We start from the raw sequence: 15,930 nt of genomic DNA on the forward strand, positions 1-15,930 counted from the left end.
AGCCGGGCGATACGGACTATGGCAGCGATGGCCTTCGGATGGCACTCTCGTGTCCTCGAAGGCGCACCCGGGGGGGTACACACGTGAGGGAGCCTGGCACGGGCATGGGCCTGCGCGGCCGCAGCGGCATCCTGTCGCTGGTCGACGCCTGCCTGAAGGAGGCCCCGTCCGCCGAGCGGCCCCTCACCATGCTGCTCGGCCCGCCCGGCAGCGGTGCCAGCGAGGCGCACAGCGCCCTCATGGAGCACTTCGGGCCCCAATACCCCTTCGCCTTCGTCAACTTCGGCGGATCCCAGTCACTGCTGCCGCGCTACGCCCTCGGGCTGCTCGCCCGCCAGCTCGAACGCAAACTGCCCCGCTACGGCCGCTCCCACTTCCCGCTGCTCAGCCTCGGCCTGCTCGCGTCCGACCAGGAACTGAGGATGCGCAGCCTCGCCGAAGGCCGACGCGCCGTGCAGCGGCAGCTCGACCGGTTCCAGGAGGAGAACGAAGCCCGGCACGGCGACTACCTGGCCGCCTTCTTCGAAGTGGGCATGGGCGCGGTCGGCATGCCCGAAGGCGCCTCCACGGCCGCCCTGGCCCTGTTCCAGGACGCCCTGCGCCGCAGCCGCCGCAGCATGCCGAACCTGCTCGGCGGCAGGGGCGGCAGCCGGCTCACCTCGGGCGCCCAGTGGTACGGACGGCACCCCATGACCCGCAGCGGGGACCCGATGGAGGCCCTCGTCGAGCTCAACCTGTGGCGCCACGAGGGGGACGAGAACGAGCAGGAGCGCCTCGACCTCGTCCTGTTCTCCGCGTTCCTGGAAGACCTCAGACGCAACACCGCCCGCAACTTCATGCCCCGCTCGTACCTGCTGCTCCTGGACAACGCCCACACCGCGTACGGCCGCCGCTTCCTCGACCTCCTGGTGCGCGCCCGCCACGACGAGACGGTCGTGGCCGGCCACGCCAGCGATCCGCTGACCGTCGTCGCCAGCTCCAACCGCTGGCTGCCCCGCTGGGGCCCGGCCACCGGGGACTCCTGGCCCTGGCAGCTGCGCGGCCCCGACCGGGCCTCCCTGGCCGACTGGAACACCCACCGGCCGACCCGGGACAGCGAGGACACCTGGTGGTATCCGTTACGCCTGCGCGACCTCAACCTGGACGAGGTGCGCATCCGCATAGAGCTCCAGCTCGGCGGGCACAGCGACCTCGCCCCGCTGACCCGCCTCACGCCCTTCGTGCACCGGCTCACCGGGGGACTGCCGCGCGCCGTGCACCAAGTGCTCGACGTCCTGCGCCAGTCCGGGCCGCCCCCGGACTCCGGCCCCCAGCAGGACCGCTGGCTGCGCGCCCTCCCGGACCGGCCGCTGCGCAGCGGGGAACACACCGCCACCCTCGCCGACACCGCCCTCGGCCACCTCCTGCGGGACTTCGACGACACGGAGCGCGCGACGCTGGCCGAATGCGCCGCCGCCCGCGACTTCTCCGTCGGCACGCGGCTGCTCAGCCCGGGAGACGCCCTGTTCGGCGAGATCCGGTCGCGCTGGCTGCTGTCCGGACCGCTCACCGTCGTCCCCGTGCTCCATCCGTGGCTGCGCCGGCTGCTGCTGTGGCGGCTGGCCGGGCGGCCCGACGCGTGGGACGCCGCGCACGAGCTCCTGGCGGAGTTCTACCGCGGTGAGGGCAAGCCGGTGCAGGAGATGTACCACCAGCTCGCCGCCGGGCGGGCCGACGAGGTCACCGCCCATCTGACACGGCGCTTCACCCAGGTGCCGGCCGCCCAGTGGATCGCCGAGTTCAACGCGATCACCGCCGCGCCCAACCGCCTCCCGACGGACAGCGGCCCGGTGGAACTCCTCGCCGGACTCGGCCCGCGCCGCCCCGAACGGGTGAGGGACGTCGAGTCCGTGATCCACACGCTCGTGACCACCCGCTGGGTGTGGAGCGATCCGCTCGCGGACCCCGCCATGCGGCTCAACGACATGATCGCCGACGGCTACACCCAGCTGTCACAACTGCGGAGGAACGACATCGTGGCCCTGTTCAACGAGGCGGAGCGGCACCGTCACTGGCGCGATCCCCAGACCGCCGGCGGGGAGGGCTGAGCCCGTGGCCAGACTCGAATGGCCGCTGCACGTCGTGCGCCGGGTGGCCCTGGCCACCGCCCTCGCCGTCGCGCTGGCGGCGGGCGTCTGGCTGGGTGTCGGCTGGCTCCAGGAACGACAGGCCAGGTGCGCCGACGGAGTGGTCGAACGGGGCCCGGACGACGAGTGCGTCGGGGTGACCGACGGCGCCTACGCCTTCGCCCCGCACCTGGACGCGGTCCGCAAGAAGATCCTCGAGGAGAACGCCCGGGTCCTGGCCAACGCGGACAAGGAGCCCTACGTCAGCGTCGCGTACCTGACCTCCTTCACCGTGACCGCCGAGGACAGCAATTCGGCGGAGGGCGTCCGGCACGAACTCCAGGGCGCCTACCTCGCCCAGTACCGGCACAATCGCGGTGACCTGTCCGCCACGCCCAAGATCCGGCTGCTGATCGCCAACGCGGGCAGCAGATCGGCGCACTGGCAGCACACCGTCGACGAGCTGATCGCCCGCAAGGACTCCCCGGACCGGCTGGTCGCCGTGGCCGGACTGGGCCCCAGTACGGACGAGAACCTCGCGGCCATACGGCGCCTCTCCGAGCACGGCATCGCCATGGTCGGCGCCACCATGACCGCCACGAACATCCAGGGCATCAACGGCTTCGTGCGGGTCGCCCCCACCAACGAGGACGAGGCGTACGCGGCCGCCGGCTTCCTCAAGCGCCGGGGCGTGGCCGCCGCCGTCGTCATCCAGGACGTGGCCAAGGGGAACCTGTACGCCTCCACCCTCGGCACCGCCTTCACCCAGGCGTTCCACGACGGCGACAAGCACAAGCTGGTCGCCGAGCGCATGACCTACGACTCCTCCGTGAGCAGCGCCTGGCAGAACGAGCTGCGCTACATGCCCGGGCAGCTGTGTCTGCAACGCCCCGAGCTCGTCTACTTCGCGGGGCGCGGCCGCCACCTGACCCACTTCCTGGACGCCCTGTCCAACCGCAGCTGCACCGACCAGAAGTTCACCGTCTTCGCCGGCGACGACACGACCAACCTGACCGCCGAACAGCTGGCCCATGCCGCCGAGACGGGTGTCGAGGTCCTCTACACCGGCCTCTCCCACCCCGACATGCACCGCACGTCGCCCCAGGCGGTGTCCGCCCCCTCGGCGAAGAACTTCCAGCCGGGCGGGCTCCTCGACCAGTGGTTCCCCCACGACCCCCGCCACGACGGAGGGGCCCTGATGGGCCACGACGCGGTCCTCACGGCGGCCCACGGCATCCAGATGGCCGCCCGCTGGCAGGGCGCGGTGGTCGGCGACGCGGTGGCCCGGATGTTCCACCAGATGGACGGCAGTCAGCAGGTGGCCGGAGCCAGCGGCTTCATCTCGTTCCAGAACAACGGCAACCCCCGCAACAAGGCGGTCCCGATCCTGCGCCTCAACGCCAAGGGCCAGGCCGAGTTCGTGGAGGTGTCCGCGGCGGAGGGCAAGCCTCCGGAGCAGCAGTGACGGGCGGGTGAGCCGCGTCTCACCCGGGCGGTGGCGCTTGTCTATGCAACGAGTTGCATAGAAAGATCGGGGGCATGGCACTCGAGCACGCGATCCTCGTCTCCCTGCTGGAGCAGCCGGGCTCCGGCTACGAACTGGCGCGACGGTTCGAGCGGTCCATCGGCTACTTCTGGACCGCCACCCACCAGCAGATCTACCGGGTGCTGGGGCGCATGCAGGGGGACGGCTGGATCGACGTCCGCGACGTGCCGCAGGAGGCGAGGCCGGACAAGAAGGAGTACTCGGTCGCCGCCGCCGGCCGGGCCGCCCTGTCCGCCTGGCTCCACGAGCCGATCCAGCCCGAGAGCGTCCGGCACGAGCTCGCCGTGAAGATCCGCGGCGCCGCTTTTGACGACCCGGCGGCGCTGATCCCCGAGGTCGAACGCCACCACGGCGCGCACACCGACCGGCTCACGCGCTACCTCGCGGGCGAGCTGCGCGACTTCACCGGCCTGGACGCACCCGCGCCGGCGGACGTCGGGCAGGAGCTCCAGCACGTCGTGCTCCGCGGCGGCATCGCCTACGAGCGGATGACGATCGCCTGGCTCGAGGACGTCCTGGCCACGCTCCGCCGGCTCGCCGACCGCTGAACCCCACGGCCGGGCCCGGGCGGCGCGCCCCGCCGGCCGCGCCCCATCCGGCCGCGCCCCACCGACCTCCCACGCACTCCACGACCTCCCACCGCCGACGCCCCACCCGCCCGACCCCTCGCCCGACCCCTCGACCGAAAGACGGACCTCCCATGACCGACCCGCTGCTCTTCAACCCGCGCACCTACGACCCGGCGCACTTCGACCCGGAGACCCGCAGGCTGCTGCGCGCCACCGTCGACTGGTTCGAGGACCGCGGCAAGCGCAGGCTGATCGAGGACTACCGCTCCCGTGCCTGGCTGGCGGACTTCCTCGCGTTCTCCGCGAAGGAGGGGCTCTTCGCCACCTTCCTGACCCCCGCTCCCGCCGCCGGCGGCCAGGAGCCGGACAAGCGCTGGGACACGGCACGGATCGCAGCCCTCAACGAGATCTTCGGCTTCTACGGCCTGGACTACTGGTACGCCTGGCAGGTCACCATCCTCGGCCTCGGCCCGGTCTGGCAGAGCGACAACGCCGCCGCCCGCGACCGCGCGGCGCAGCTCCTCGGCGAGGGCGAGGTCTTCGCCTTCGGCCTGTCCGAGAAGACCCACGGCGCCGACATCTACTCCACCGACATGCTGCTGGAGCCCGACGGCGACGGCGGCTTCCGGGCCACCGGCTCCAAGTACTACATCGGCAACGGCAACGCCGCCGGACTCGTCTCCGTCTTCGGCCGCCGGACCGACGTCGAGGGTCCCGACGGCTACGTCTTCTTCGCCGCCGACAGCCGCCACCCGGCGTACCACCTGGTGAAGAACGTCGTCGACTCCTCCAAGTACGTCAGCGAGTTCCGCCTCGAGGACTACCCGGTCCGCGCCGAGGACGTGCTGCACACCGGCCGCGCCGCCTTCGACGCCGCCCTCAACACCGTCAACGTCGGCAAGTTCAACCTCTGCACCGCCTCGATCGGCATCTGCGAGCACGCGATGTACGAGGCCGTCACGCACGCGCAGGGCCGCATCCTCTACGGGCGTCCCGTCACCGCCTTCCCGCACGTGCGCCGCGAGCTGACCGACGCCTACGTCCGCCTCGTCGGGATGAAGCTGTTCAGCGACCGCGCCGTCGACTACTTCCGCTCCGCCGGCCCCGACGACCGCCGCTACCTGCTGTTCAACCCGATGACCAAGATGAAGGTGACCACCGAGGGCGAGAAGGTCATCGACCTGATGTGGGACGTCATCGCGGCCAAGGGATTCGAGAAGGACACCTACTTCGCCCAGGCGGCCGTCGAGATCCGCGGTCTGCCCAAGCTGGAGGGCACGGTCCACGTCAACCTCGCGCTGATCCTGAAGTTCATGCGCAACCACCTGCTGGAGCCGGTCGACTACGCGCCCGTCCCCACCCGCCTCGACGCGGCCGACGACGCGTTCCTCTTCCGCCAGGGGCCGGCCCGCGGTCTGGGCTCCGTACGCTTCCACGACTGGCGGACCGCCTACGATGCGTACGCGGCCGTGCCGAACGTCGCCCGCTTCCGCGAGCAGGCCGACGCCCTGTGCGCGTTCGTCACGACCGCCGCCCCCGACGAGGAGCAGAGCCGCGACCTCGACCTCCTCCTCGCGGTGGGCCAGCTGTTCGCCCTGGTCGTGCACGGCCAGCTGATCCTGGAGCAGGCCGGCCTGTCCGGTCTGGACGAGGACGTCCTCGACGAGCTGTTCGGCGTCCTCGTGCGGGACTTCTCCGCGCACGCGGTCGAGCTGTACGGCAAGGACTCCGCCACCGCGGACCAGCAGGACTGGGCCCTGGGCGCGGTCCGGCGCCCGGTCGTCGACGCGGACCGCTCGGCCCGGGTCTGGGCGCGCGTGGAGGCCCTGGCCGGGGCGTACGAGATGGCGCCGTAGCGGACGCAGGGACGGCTCCCGCGAGACGGGAGCCGTCCCTCGACCGCCGGCCCGCCGCCCGGCCGGAACGGCGGGGCCGCTCCCGCGGGTCCGGGAGGCGCCCCGCGGCCGGGCGTGGTCTCCTACCGGGAGGAAGGCCGCGCCGCGTGCGCGCCGGCACGGACGCGGGCGGGACCATGGGCACACCTCAGGCGGAGCCGGGCGAGGCGCACGACCGGCCCACGGCGGCGGCGCAGCCCGGCCGGCACGCCGACTGGCTGGAACTCTTCTTCGACCTCGTGTTCGTCGCCCTCGCCGCCCAGCTGTCGCACGGGCTGCACGGCGACCCGGGGCCGGCCGACTTCGCCGTGTTCCTGGCCCTGTACTTCCCGCCCTGGTGGCTGTGGGTCAACCTGATGGTGTCGTCGAACCTCTTCGCCGACAACAGTGCCCGCCGCCGGCTGCTCATGCTGTTCGCGATGCTGTGCATCGCCGTCATGGCCGCGGCCGTCCCCGAGGCCGACACCGACCGGGGGTCCGTCTACGCCCTCGGCTACGCCGGGACCCGGCTCGTGCTCCTCGGACTGTGGTGGCCCGCCACCCGCTTCCCCGAGCCCGACCGCGTCCCCCGCTGGCGCCCCCTCGGTTACTGCCTGGCCTCCGGTCTGCTGTGGGCCGGCTCCGCCTTCGTGCCCGCACCGGGGCAGTACGCCGTCTGGGCCGTCCTGATCGCCGCCGAGATGGTCCTGCTGCTCACGGCGAGGGGCAGGGGAGTACCCGGCAGCCTGGACACCGGGCACCTCGTCGAACGGGTCGGGCTCTTCGTCATCATCGTGCTCGGCGAATCGGTGATTGCCCTCGTGGCGTCCGCCGACCACGTCTGGACCCTGCGGGCGGGGCTCGTCGGCGTCCTCGGCTTCGTCCTGCTCGCCGCGCTCTGGTGGTCGTACTTCGACTTCGGCTCGACCTCGGCGGAGGTGATGCTCGGCGCCGCGAAGGGCCGTGACGCGTACCTGCTCGCCCGCGACGTCGACGGCTTCCTGCACTTCTTCGTCACCGCCGGCGTGCTGTGCATGGCCGGGGGCCTGGCCACCGCCGTCGAGGAGGCGGACCACGCCCATCTGGCGACCGGCGCTGCCTGGGCCCTGGGCGGCGGCCTGGCCCTCTACCATGCCGCGCACGCCGCCATCGCGCTCCGCTTCCGCCGCCCCCTGGCGTCCGTCACCGCCTGGGCCGCGCCGGGCATCGGCATCCCGGTGCTCGTGGCGGGGTTCGCTGCAGGCCTCGCGCCGTGGCTGGTGGTCCTCCTCCTCGCCGCCGAGGCGATCGCCCACCTCCTGTACGCCCGCGCGGTGCGCCGCCGCCGCCTCGCGACCGGTCAACCTTTCCGGTCACCGCGCTAGGCCCGTCCAAGAGGCAGTCTTGAACTCTCGCCACCCGCTGGAACAACACAACTCGTCCGGCACCAGTCGCTCAACGATCCCCGCGCCGGGCCGTCGACCACAAGGAGAAGGCCCGTACTCAGCGGCCCATTCGGCGCTGCTCGGCGAACCGACGCAGCACCCGTACCAGACGCCACACTCCGGCCACCGCTCCGAGCAGTGCGCCGCCCACCAGCACGCTCTTCTCTGCTGAACCAGAGAGGCCAAGGGCCAGGGCGAAGCTCCAGGCGACGGCGAAGATCACCGCAGCCAGCACGGTGGCACTCATGAGGGCGAAAACGATCTCCACCGTCATTGCGTCCTTTTCCCACCGCGACTCACGCCCCATGTCCATGCTGCAAGTCTCACATCGCGGTCAAGCCACCGAGCCTGCGCCCGGCCGCTGACTCTCACGGGCGGTCGATCACCGATGGGGATGGGGGCGCAACGGCGCCCCGGGCCCTCGCACCCTGCCGCACCTCGCTCTCGGCCGGTTGGACAGACCCTCTGCACCACCCTTCAGGTCATCTTCGTCCAGCGCTGGGACGCCTCCCCGCCGCAGGTCTTCGTCACCAGGCCGCTGCTCATGCCCAGGTCGAGGCAACCGCCGCCGTACTCGCTCCGGAGGCTTCCGCCGGACCCCGTGCGCCACAAGCGGCCGATGTCCTGGGCGCAGTCGCCCACGAAGACGGCCTGGCCGAGCCCGTTGGAGTACAGGCATCCGCCGGACTGCTTGTTGACGAGCTTGAAGCTGCCGTCGGACCTGCTCTGCACCGTCCACCGGGCGGTCGCGTCCCCGCAGTCTCCGTGGTCCGAGGACCCGTAGACCTGGGTGATGCACCTGCCGTTGTTGCCGTTGCGGTAGCGGTAGGTGCCCGAATCCGGGGGCGCCGGGGCCGAGGGGGCCGTGGAGGTCCCGCCGCCGGGCGGGCGGGAAGGGGCGGCGCCGCCCCCGCTCGCGGCGCCTCCGGAGCCGCCCGGGCCGGGCTGGGTCCCGCTGCTGCCGCTGCCGGTGCCGGTGCCGGTGCCGCTGCCGGCCCCTGTTCCGGCGCCGCCGGCGGCGTTGACCGGGGCGCCGGCTGCCCCGCCCTGTGCAGGGGCCTGGCCGTCCGCTCCGGCCGTCTCCTGGCCGGGCGACTGCGCGGGAGCCGGAGCGGAGGCGCTGCCGCCGGCCGACGGCGCCACCGGATCGGCCGGCGCCGAGACAGGTGTGTTCGGCGTTCCCTGCGCCCCCGTCCGCGGGGAGGAGCCGTACGGCAGGTACTGGATGGCGAGCGTCGTACCGCCGGCGACCACGACCACGGGGACGACGGCGAGGAGGACGCGGGTGCGGCGGCGGCGCTCGGGCCGCTCCGGCCGCCCGGGACGGGACGCGGTGCCGGCAACGGGCTGCGGGGCCGGGTCCTTCCCAGGCGACGGCTCCGGTCCCGTCCCCGCCGCGGGTCCGGGTCCGGCTTCGGGTCCGGCTTCGGGTCCGGCCGCGGGTCCGGGTCCGGCTTCGGGTCCGGGTTCGGATGGCGTTTGCGGGTCTGGGCCGGCGAGGGGGAGCGTCGGTACGTCGACGTCCTGCACGTGCGTGGCGAAGGCGGCCCGTTCGGCCAGGCGCTCGGTGATCGCCGTTGGCCACAGCGGGGGACCGGCCGGGCCGTGCCGGATGGCGTGTTCGAGGAGTTCGGCAGCGGTGGGGCGGCCCTCGGGGTCCTTGTCGAGGCAGGACGCGACGAGCTCGGCGAGGTCCGGTTCCAGCTCCCGCAACGGCTCCAGGTCGGGCGCTTCGTGGACGATGCGGTAGAGCACGCCGTGCCCCGACTCCTCCCCGAAGGGCGGCTGGCCGCATGCCGCGTAGGCGAGCACGGAGCCCAGCGCGAACACATCGGTGGCGCCGCTCAACCCCCGTCTGCCCGTGGCCTGTTCGGGAGCCATGTAGGCGGGCGTGCCCACGACCATGCCGGTCCTGGTCAGCTGGCTCTGCTCGGCGGCCCGGGCGACGCCGAAGTCGATGAGGGTCAGGCCGTCGAGGGTCAGCATGACGTTGGACGGCTTGAGGTCGCGGTGCACCATGTCCAGCGCGTGCACCGCCGCCAGACCCGTCGCCGCCTCCCGCAGCAGCAGCCACAGGGCGTCCGCGGGCAGCGGGCCGCCGTGCAGCCCGATGGCCTCCCTCAGGGTGAGCCCGGGGATGTACGCGGTGGCGAACCACGGGGGCCTCGCCGTGCGGTCGCTCGCGAGCAGCGGCGCGGTGGCCTCGGCGGGCAGCCGGGCGAGGTTGTCCAACTCGTGCCCGAAACGCCGCAGGAAGTCCTCGTCCTCGCCGACGACGGAGGCCAACAGTTGCTTGACGGCGACGTACCGGCCCTCGTGGACCCCGAGGTACACCCGTCCCATGCCACCGGCCCCGAGCCGTCCCGCCAGCGCGATCGGGCCGATCCGGCGCGGGTCCGGCGCCTCCAGCGGTTCGGCTCCGCTCCCCGTCAGCTCCAGCACGTCAGACCCGCCCCCGATAGGAATTGGAATTGTTTCCAGAAATCTACCTGATGTGTCGGGAGGGCAACACGCCGCGGCCGCAGCCGACTTACCGGTGCTGAATCGCCGTCACCAGCCCCGCGACGAGGTGCGCCCGCTCGGGCATCGCGTCGATCACCAGGTACTCGTGGTCGGCGTGGGCGCCGCCCCCGACCGCCCCGAGGCCGTCGAGCGTGGGCACGCCCAGGGCGGCCGTGAAGTTGCCGTCGCTCCCGCCGCCGACCGCCTTTCCTTCGAGGCCGGGCAACAGCCGCTGTGCGACGCCGAAGAGCTCGGCGGCCGCCGACTCGGGCATCGGGGGCCGGCCGACGGATCCCTCGACCGCGATCCGCGCCCCCTCGAGGTGCGGAGCCAGTGCCGCGAAGGCGGACTCGATGCGCTCCTTCTCGTCGGCCGACTCGACCCGGACGTCGACGACGACGGTCGCCCCGGCGGGAACGACGTTGTCGAGGGTGCCCGCGGACGCGACGGTCGGGGTGACGGTCGTGCCGATCTCGGGCCGGCCGAGCGCCGCGATGTCCAGTACCTGGTGTGCCGCCTCGATCAGGGCGTTGACCCCCGCCGCGGGCTCGAGGCCGGCGTGCGAGGCCCGGCCCGTGACGGAGACCCGGAACGTGCCGCAGCCCTTGCGACCGGTCTTCAGGGCTCCGCCGTCGGCGGCGCCCTCGAACACGAGGACCGCGCCGCAGGCAAGGGCCCGTTCCTCGATGAGGGACCGAGAGGAGTGCGAGCCGACCTCCTCGTCGGCGGTGATCAGGATCTCGACCCCCGAGCGGTCCTCGAGGGTCGCCAGGCCGTGGACGGCCTGCACCAGACCGCCGAGCATGTCGAAGACGCCGGGTCCGGTCACGTGCCCGTCCCGCACGGTGAACGGGCGCCGCTCCAGGGTGCCCAGCGGGAACACCGTGTCGTGGTGACCGAGGATCAGGACCTTCGGATCGCCGCCGCCCGACCAGTGGACGTGCGGCCCCGCCTCGCTGTCGACGAGGAGGGCCTGCCCGCCGAGGCGGCTCTCGATGACCGTGGCGACCACCTTCGCCGATGCCGTCAGTGCGTCGACGTCGCGCGAGGGGGACTCGGTCTCGACGAGCGCCCTGAGGTCCTCGATCATCGCGTCCACGTTCACCTGTGCGGTCCTGTGCATCGTCATGCCGCACAGGGTAGTAGCCGCCCTTCGAAGTAAAGAATGCTTGACATGATGTCGTGACTGCTTGACACTGCGAATGTCGGGTTTTCTTGACATGGGGAAGGGGAGCGCAAGTGGCGGTCGAGGAGAAGCGTGCCTGGAGCATGCTCGTGGTCGCGGTGGGGTCGTACGCGGCCTACCTGTGGGTGGTGTTGGGGCGGCCCGCGGCGGTGCCGCTGGCCCGGGCGCCCTACGTGGAGGCCCTGTTGTGGACGGTCGGCCTCTCGATCGCCGTGTCGATCGCCGCGCACATCGTCATCGCGGCGTTCTCACCGCGCGAGGCGAACGTCAAGGACCAGCGCGACCGCGAGATCCACCGGTTCGGCGAGTACGTGGGGCAGTCGCTGGTCGTGATCGGCGCGGTGGCCGGCCTGGTCCTCGCGATGGCCGAGGCCGCTCCGTTCTGGATCGCCAACGCCATCTACCTGGCCTTCGTCCTGTCGTCGGTGCTCGGCTCGGCGGTCAAGGTCATCTCCTACCGGTTCGGGTTCCACCCGTGGTGAAGGCGACGCGGGTCACCAACACCATCCGGGCGCAGCGCTTCGCCCACGGCGAGATGACGCAGGCCGAGCTCGCCCGCCGCATCGGCGTGAGCCGGCAGACCGTCATCGCCATCGAACAGGGCCGGTATTCGCCGTCGCTGGAGATGGCCTTCCAGATCGCCCGGGTGTTCGGCGTCCCGCTCGACAGCGTCTTCCAGTACTCCGCCCATCCGGGCAGCACGGACAGCAGCCACACAGAGGGAGCCGGCACATGAGAGCCATGGTCCAGGACGTCTACGGGACGCCCGACGTCCTACGCCTCGACGAGATGGCCCGGCCCGTGCCCGGCCCGGGCGAGGTGCTCCTGCGGGTGAGGGCGGCCGGTGTCGACATGGGGGTCTGGCACCTCGTGGCGGGCATGCCCCTGGCCATCCGGGCGGCGGGCTTCGGCCTGCGGGCGCCCAAGCAGCGCGTCCCGGGCATGGACGTCGCGGGCCGCGTGGAGGCAGTCGGCCCGGACGTCACCCGGCTGCGGCCGGGCGACGAGGTGTACGGCACCTGCACCGGCTCCTTCGCGGAGTACGCTTGCGCCAAGGAGGACGAGCTGGCCCCCCGCCCGTCACGGCTCACGCCCGAACAGGCGGCCGTGGTCACGATCTCCGGGTCCACCGCCCTGCAGGCCGTGCGCGCGGGCCGGCTGCGCCCCGGCGGGCGGGTGCTGGTGATCGGGGCCTCGGGCGGGGTGGGGACCTACGCCGTCCAGCTCGCCAAGGCGCTGGGGGCCGCCCACGTCACCGGGGTGTGCAGCGCCGGCAAGGCGGACCTGGTCCGTTCCCTCGGCGCCGACGAGGTCCTCGACTACGCCCGCGAGGACCCCACCGACGGCGCGCGGCGCTACGACCTGGTCCTCGACATCGCCGGCAACCACCCCCTGCGCCGGCTGCGCCGGGTGCTCGCCCCGGGCGGGACGCTGGTCATGGTCGGCGGCGAGACCGACGGCCGCTGGCTCGGCGGCTACCAGCGCGCGCTGGGGGCCCTGGTGCTGTCGCCCTTCATCCGCCACCGGGTGCGGGTCCTCGCCTCCAACCCCAAGCCCGAGGACCTGCGCGCGCTCGGGGAACTCATCGAGTCCGGCTCCCTCACCCCGGCCGTCGACCGTACCTACCCGCTGGCCGAAGTCCCCGACGCGGTACGCCGCCTGAAGTCCGGCCGGGTACGGGGAAAGATCGCGATCAGCGTGTGAGGGGCCGTGCGGGTGCACCGGACGCACCCGCGCAGCGGAGGCGGTCGGCGGTGACGGGGGCGCCGTCGACCATGTTGCGGTCGTAGGTGACCGTCCTGACCACGACGGGCCGGGTACCGACGGCGACGTGGAAGACCTTGCCCTGCGCCGGGTCGGGCCGCAGCCGGGCCCCGGGCAGGGCGGCCGCCAGCGTCGCCGCGTCCTCCTCCCGTCCGGCCGGATACGTGATGACCGGCGGACCGTCGGGGCGTACCGCCGGGGCGGACTGCGTGCCGGTGGCGGCGAAGCCGGTCGCGCGCAGGGCCGCGGCCACGGCCGCGTCGTCCACGCGCACCGCGATGGCGGCCGGGTTGCTCGCGACCGGGGTCTGCGCCGCGGGCTGGATGCGGGTGTCGCCGGTGATGGGGCGGTCCGCGCCGAGGGCCTCCCACAGCGCCGCGGACCGGGCCTCGTCCCACACCAGGGTGGAACCCACCCCCGGGACCCGATGGTCGAAGAGCCGGATCGGGACGGTCGCGAACTCGGTGCGGTCCGGCCGCAGCCGGCCGAGCGCCCAGCCGATCCGGACCAGGTCGAACAGGCCGGTGCGCTCGTCGGCCCGTACGGACTTCAGCAGCGCCCGGGCGGTGCGCGCCGTGCTGACGGGACCGTCCAGGGCGCCCTCGGCACTGAGCCGGGCCAGGAGGTCGTTGACCATGCGCTGCTGGCGGCGGACGCGGCCGAGGTCCCCGGGCCGCTGGTTGACGTGCCGGGCCCGGACGTAGCGCAGCGTGCCGTTGCCGTCGGTGCGGTGGACGCCCGCGGCGATGTCGAGTCCCGAGTTCTCGTCCTTGAGCGGCCGGTCCGTGCACACGGTGGCGCCGCCGAGGTTGTCGACGGCCTGTTCGAAGCCGGTGAAGCCGGTCTCCAGGTAGTGGTCGATGTGCAGACCCGTCACCTGTTCCACGGTGCGCACCGTCAAGGGGCCGCCGCCGACCGCGTACGCGCCGTTGATCTTGCCCCACCGGGCGGGGGCGGTGTCGCCCGCGGCGCGTGCGTACGGCACGTACGAGTCGCGCGGGATGGACACGATGCTCGCGCGGCGCTCGTCCTGCGACAGGTGCACCAGCATCATCACGTCGGTGCAGTTGCAGCCCTTGCCGCCGACGTGCAGACGCCGCTTCTCGGCGGCGGAGAGGCCGGCGCGGCTGTCGATGCCCACGACGAGGATGTTCGTGCCCCGGCCGGGCCCCTCCCGGTCGGCCGAAACGGCCTGCGGGCCCAGGAGGGCGCCGGTGCCGAGGGTCGCGAGCAGGGTGACGGCAACAGTGAGACAACGCACCACATATCTCCAAAATCATCCGATTCTGTAGTGAAACGGACAGTAATGGGTCGGTGTGCACACGCCAGGGCTACGCGCCGGGAGCCGCCGCCTCATGGCCTAGCGGAGGCCTCATGGCCTGGCGGAGCCTCACGGCCTGGCGGAAGGCGGATGGCCGCCGGTCGCACCGGCGGCCGTCCGGCCCCGCCCGCCGGACCGGCTACTGCCCGGCGCGGCCGCTCGCGAGCGGCCACTCGCGGTTGAGGGTGCCCAGCGGGATGCGGTGCTGGATGACCGGTGTGCCGAACAGGGACAGTTCGAAGTGGAGTTGTCCGCTCAGGTCGAATCCGCCGTACAGCGCCCAGGATCCGCTCACCGCGCTCTTCCCGTCGGTGGACGCGGTGGCTTTGGCGTCGGCCTCGCCGCGCAGGTAGGGGGCGAAGTCGGCGCTGACGCCCACGGCCCCGTACAGGCCGACGGAAGCCTCGGCGCCCAGGGCGCCCTTGACGCGGCCGGCGGCGGTGACCGCGGCCTTCACCGGGGAGCTCTGCACGGCCGAGGTGCTGACCGGGGTCCAGCCCTGCCCCGACGCGTAGCTGCCGCCGACGCGGAAGTCGCCCTTGACCTCCTGCTGGACCTCGAGGGTGACGCGGCCGTCCGCCTCCACCTGGACGTAGCAGGTCAGGTCGAGGTTGACGACGACCGGTACCGGTCCCACCTGGATGACGGGGGCGCTGTGCAGCCTGGCGAACGGGATCCGCTTGGGCGCGCCGCCGGTGCTCGCGGCGGCGCGGCCCTTGAGGGCCCACCGGGAGGACCATTCGCCGCTCATGCCGAGGAAGGCGGACTTCGGGCCGAAAGCGCCGCCCGAGCTGCCGTCGTAGGAGAACTCCACCTGCGGGGAGAGCTGGACGAAGCCCGACACCGAGGCGCCCGCAGAGGCGGGGGCGTCCTTGGCGGTGTCCACGGAGGCGTCCACGTCGAGCCGCAGGCTGCCGAGGGGCAGCGATGCGCCCTGGGGTCCGAAGCGCACGCCCTGGCCCTTCGCCCAGGAGAAGGTGACGCCCTTCATGAGCGGCTCGACGGTGACCGAGGCGGGGTCGACCGGGACCTTGCCGTCGGCCTTGTCGTCGTCGAGCACGGAGGCCAGTGTCGTGGCGGCGGTCTTCACCTCGGTGCCGCGGTCGGTCTTCCCGACGACCTCGGTGACCTTCGCGAGCAGGCCGTCGGGGGCGCCGGGTGCCGGCGCGCTGGCGATGACGTCGCCCACCGCCACCGGCTTGTCGGCCGCGGGGGAGGGGCTCGGCGCACCGGTCCGCTTCGGTGCGCCGTCGGATATGACGGCCCGTCCGCTCGCCTTGTCGTACGAGGCCACCTGCAGCGAGGACTTCTCGGGCCGTCCCTTGCCGCTGCTGCCGGCGCGGGCCACGGCCGTCGGCGCGGGCGATCCCTGCGGCGCGGCGGCCACGTCGAGCTGCTGAGTGCCGTCGGCCGCCGACGCGGTGGCTGCGGTGCCGGCCGGTGGGGCCGCGCCGGTGTGTGCGGGTGTGGAGCAGGCGGTTGCGGTGAGTGCCAGGGTGGTCAGGCCCGGGAGCAGGAGGCGTCTGGCGAGCGTGCGCACGTGGGTGTGACTTTCGTGTGGGGGAGGGAGAGCAGTCGTTACCCGCAAGTAACGTGAAAGTCGATCATGCCACGGACGGACGGCGGCGGTCACCTCGGG

The 15,930-nt window shown here is 72.9% G+C and carries 13 protein-coding genes; 8 read left to right on the forward strand and 5 right to left on the reverse strand.

Features of this window, described 5'->3' with window-relative positions; translation table 11 throughout:
* Positions 1–83: 83 nt before the first annotated feature.
* From AB0D44_RS18975 to AB0D44_RS18995, 5 genes are all read left to right on the forward strand, one after another.
* Complete coding sequence (locus tag AB0D44_RS18975) at positions 84–2,087, forward strand: hypothetical protein (RefSeq protein WP_362591941.1); 2,004 nt, start codon at positions 84–86, stop codon at positions 2,085–2,087.
* A gap of 4 nt (positions 2,088–2,091) precedes the next feature.
* The gene (locus tag AB0D44_RS18980; RefSeq protein ID WP_362591943.1) at positions 2,092–3,570 is read left to right on the forward strand and encodes a branched-chain amino acid ABC transporter substrate-binding protein; all 1,479 of its coding nucleotides are present in this window, start codon (positions 2,092–2,094) and stop codon (positions 3,568–3,570) included.
* Positions 3,571–3,644: 74 nt separating this feature from the next.
* Positions 3,645–4,199 (forward strand): PadR family transcriptional regulator, encoded by a 555-nt coding sequence (locus AB0D44_RS18985; RefSeq protein WP_362591946.1) that lies wholly within the window; start codon positions 3,645–3,647, stop codon positions 4,197–4,199.
* A gap of 152 nt (positions 4,200–4,351) precedes the next feature.
* The gene (locus AB0D44_RS18990) at positions 4,352–6,076 is read left to right on the forward strand and encodes an acyl-CoA dehydrogenase family protein (RefSeq protein WP_362591949.1); all 1,725 of its coding nucleotides are present in this window, start codon (positions 4,352–4,354) and stop codon (positions 6,074–6,076) included.
* Positions 6,077–6,222: 146 nt separating this feature from the next.
* Positions 6,223–7,458 (forward strand): low temperature requirement protein A, encoded by a 1,236-nt coding sequence (locus AB0D44_RS18995; protein ID WP_362591952.1) that lies wholly within the window; start codon positions 6,223–6,225, stop codon positions 7,456–7,458.
* 118 nt (positions 7,459–7,576) lie between these two features.
* On the opposite strand, the gene AB0D44_RS19000 is transcribed toward AB0D44_RS18995, so the two are convergent.
* The 3 genes from AB0D44_RS19000 to AB0D44_RS19010 form a co-directional block, all read right to left on the reverse strand.
* Positions 7,577–7,831, reverse strand: a complete 255-nt coding sequence (locus AB0D44_RS19000) for a DUF6332 family protein (RefSeq protein WP_362591955.1) — start codon at positions 7,829–7,831, stop codon at positions 7,577–7,579.
* A 164-nt stretch (positions 7,832–7,995) separates the two neighbouring features.
* Positions 7,996–9,960, reverse strand: coding sequence for a protein kinase (locus AB0D44_RS19005; RefSeq protein WP_362591958.1), 1,965 nt, complete (start codon positions 9,958–9,960; stop codon positions 7,996–7,998).
* Between the two features lie 88 nt (positions 9,961–10,048).
* A complete protein-coding gene (locus AB0D44_RS19010) occupies positions 10,049–11,149 on the reverse strand; it encodes a M20 family metallopeptidase (RefSeq protein ID WP_362591961.1) in 1,101 nt (366 codons plus the stop codon).
* Positions 11,150–11,259: 110 nt separating this feature from the next.
* Here AB0D44_RS19010 and AB0D44_RS19015 point away from each other — a divergent pair, with 110 nt between their 5' ends.
* The 3 genes from AB0D44_RS19015 to AB0D44_RS19025 are packed head-to-tail and all read left to right on the forward strand — an operon-like array spanning position 11,260 to position 12,910.
* A complete protein-coding gene (locus AB0D44_RS19015; RefSeq protein WP_362591964.1) occupies positions 11,260–11,688 on the forward strand; it encodes a hypothetical protein in 429 nt (142 codons plus the stop codon).
* A gap of 23 nt (positions 11,689–11,711) precedes the next feature.
* Positions 11,712–11,942, forward strand: a complete 231-nt coding sequence (locus tag AB0D44_RS19020; RefSeq protein WP_362592009.1) for a helix-turn-helix transcriptional regulator — start codon at positions 11,712–11,714, stop codon at positions 11,940–11,942.
* Positions 11,939–12,910 (forward strand): NAD(P)-dependent alcohol dehydrogenase, encoded by a 972-nt coding sequence (locus AB0D44_RS19025; protein WP_362591967.1) that lies wholly within the window; start codon positions 11,939–11,941, stop codon positions 12,908–12,910. Before AB0D44_RS19020 ends, AB0D44_RS19025 begins: the two co-directional genes overlap by 4 nt.
* Here AB0D44_RS19025 and AB0D44_RS19030 read toward each other — a convergent pair.
* Positions 12,900–14,231 (reverse strand): LCP family protein, encoded by a 1,332-nt coding sequence (locus AB0D44_RS19030; RefSeq protein WP_362591970.1) that lies wholly within the window; start codon positions 14,229–14,231, stop codon positions 12,900–12,902. The two genes, AB0D44_RS19025 and AB0D44_RS19030, sit on opposite strands and share 11 nt — an antisense overlap.
* A 199-nt stretch (positions 14,232–14,430) precedes the next feature.
* Positions 14,431–15,831, reverse strand: a complete 1,401-nt coding sequence (locus tag AB0D44_RS19035) for a hypothetical protein (protein WP_362591973.1) — start codon at positions 15,829–15,831, stop codon at positions 14,431–14,433.
* Between the last annotated feature and the right edge of the window lie 99 nt (positions 15,832–15,930).

The organism is Streptomyces sp. NPDC048349 (assembly GCF_040651925.1).
Classification (GTDB): Bacteria; Actinomycetota; Actinomycetes; order Streptomycetales; family Streptomycetaceae; genus Streptomyces.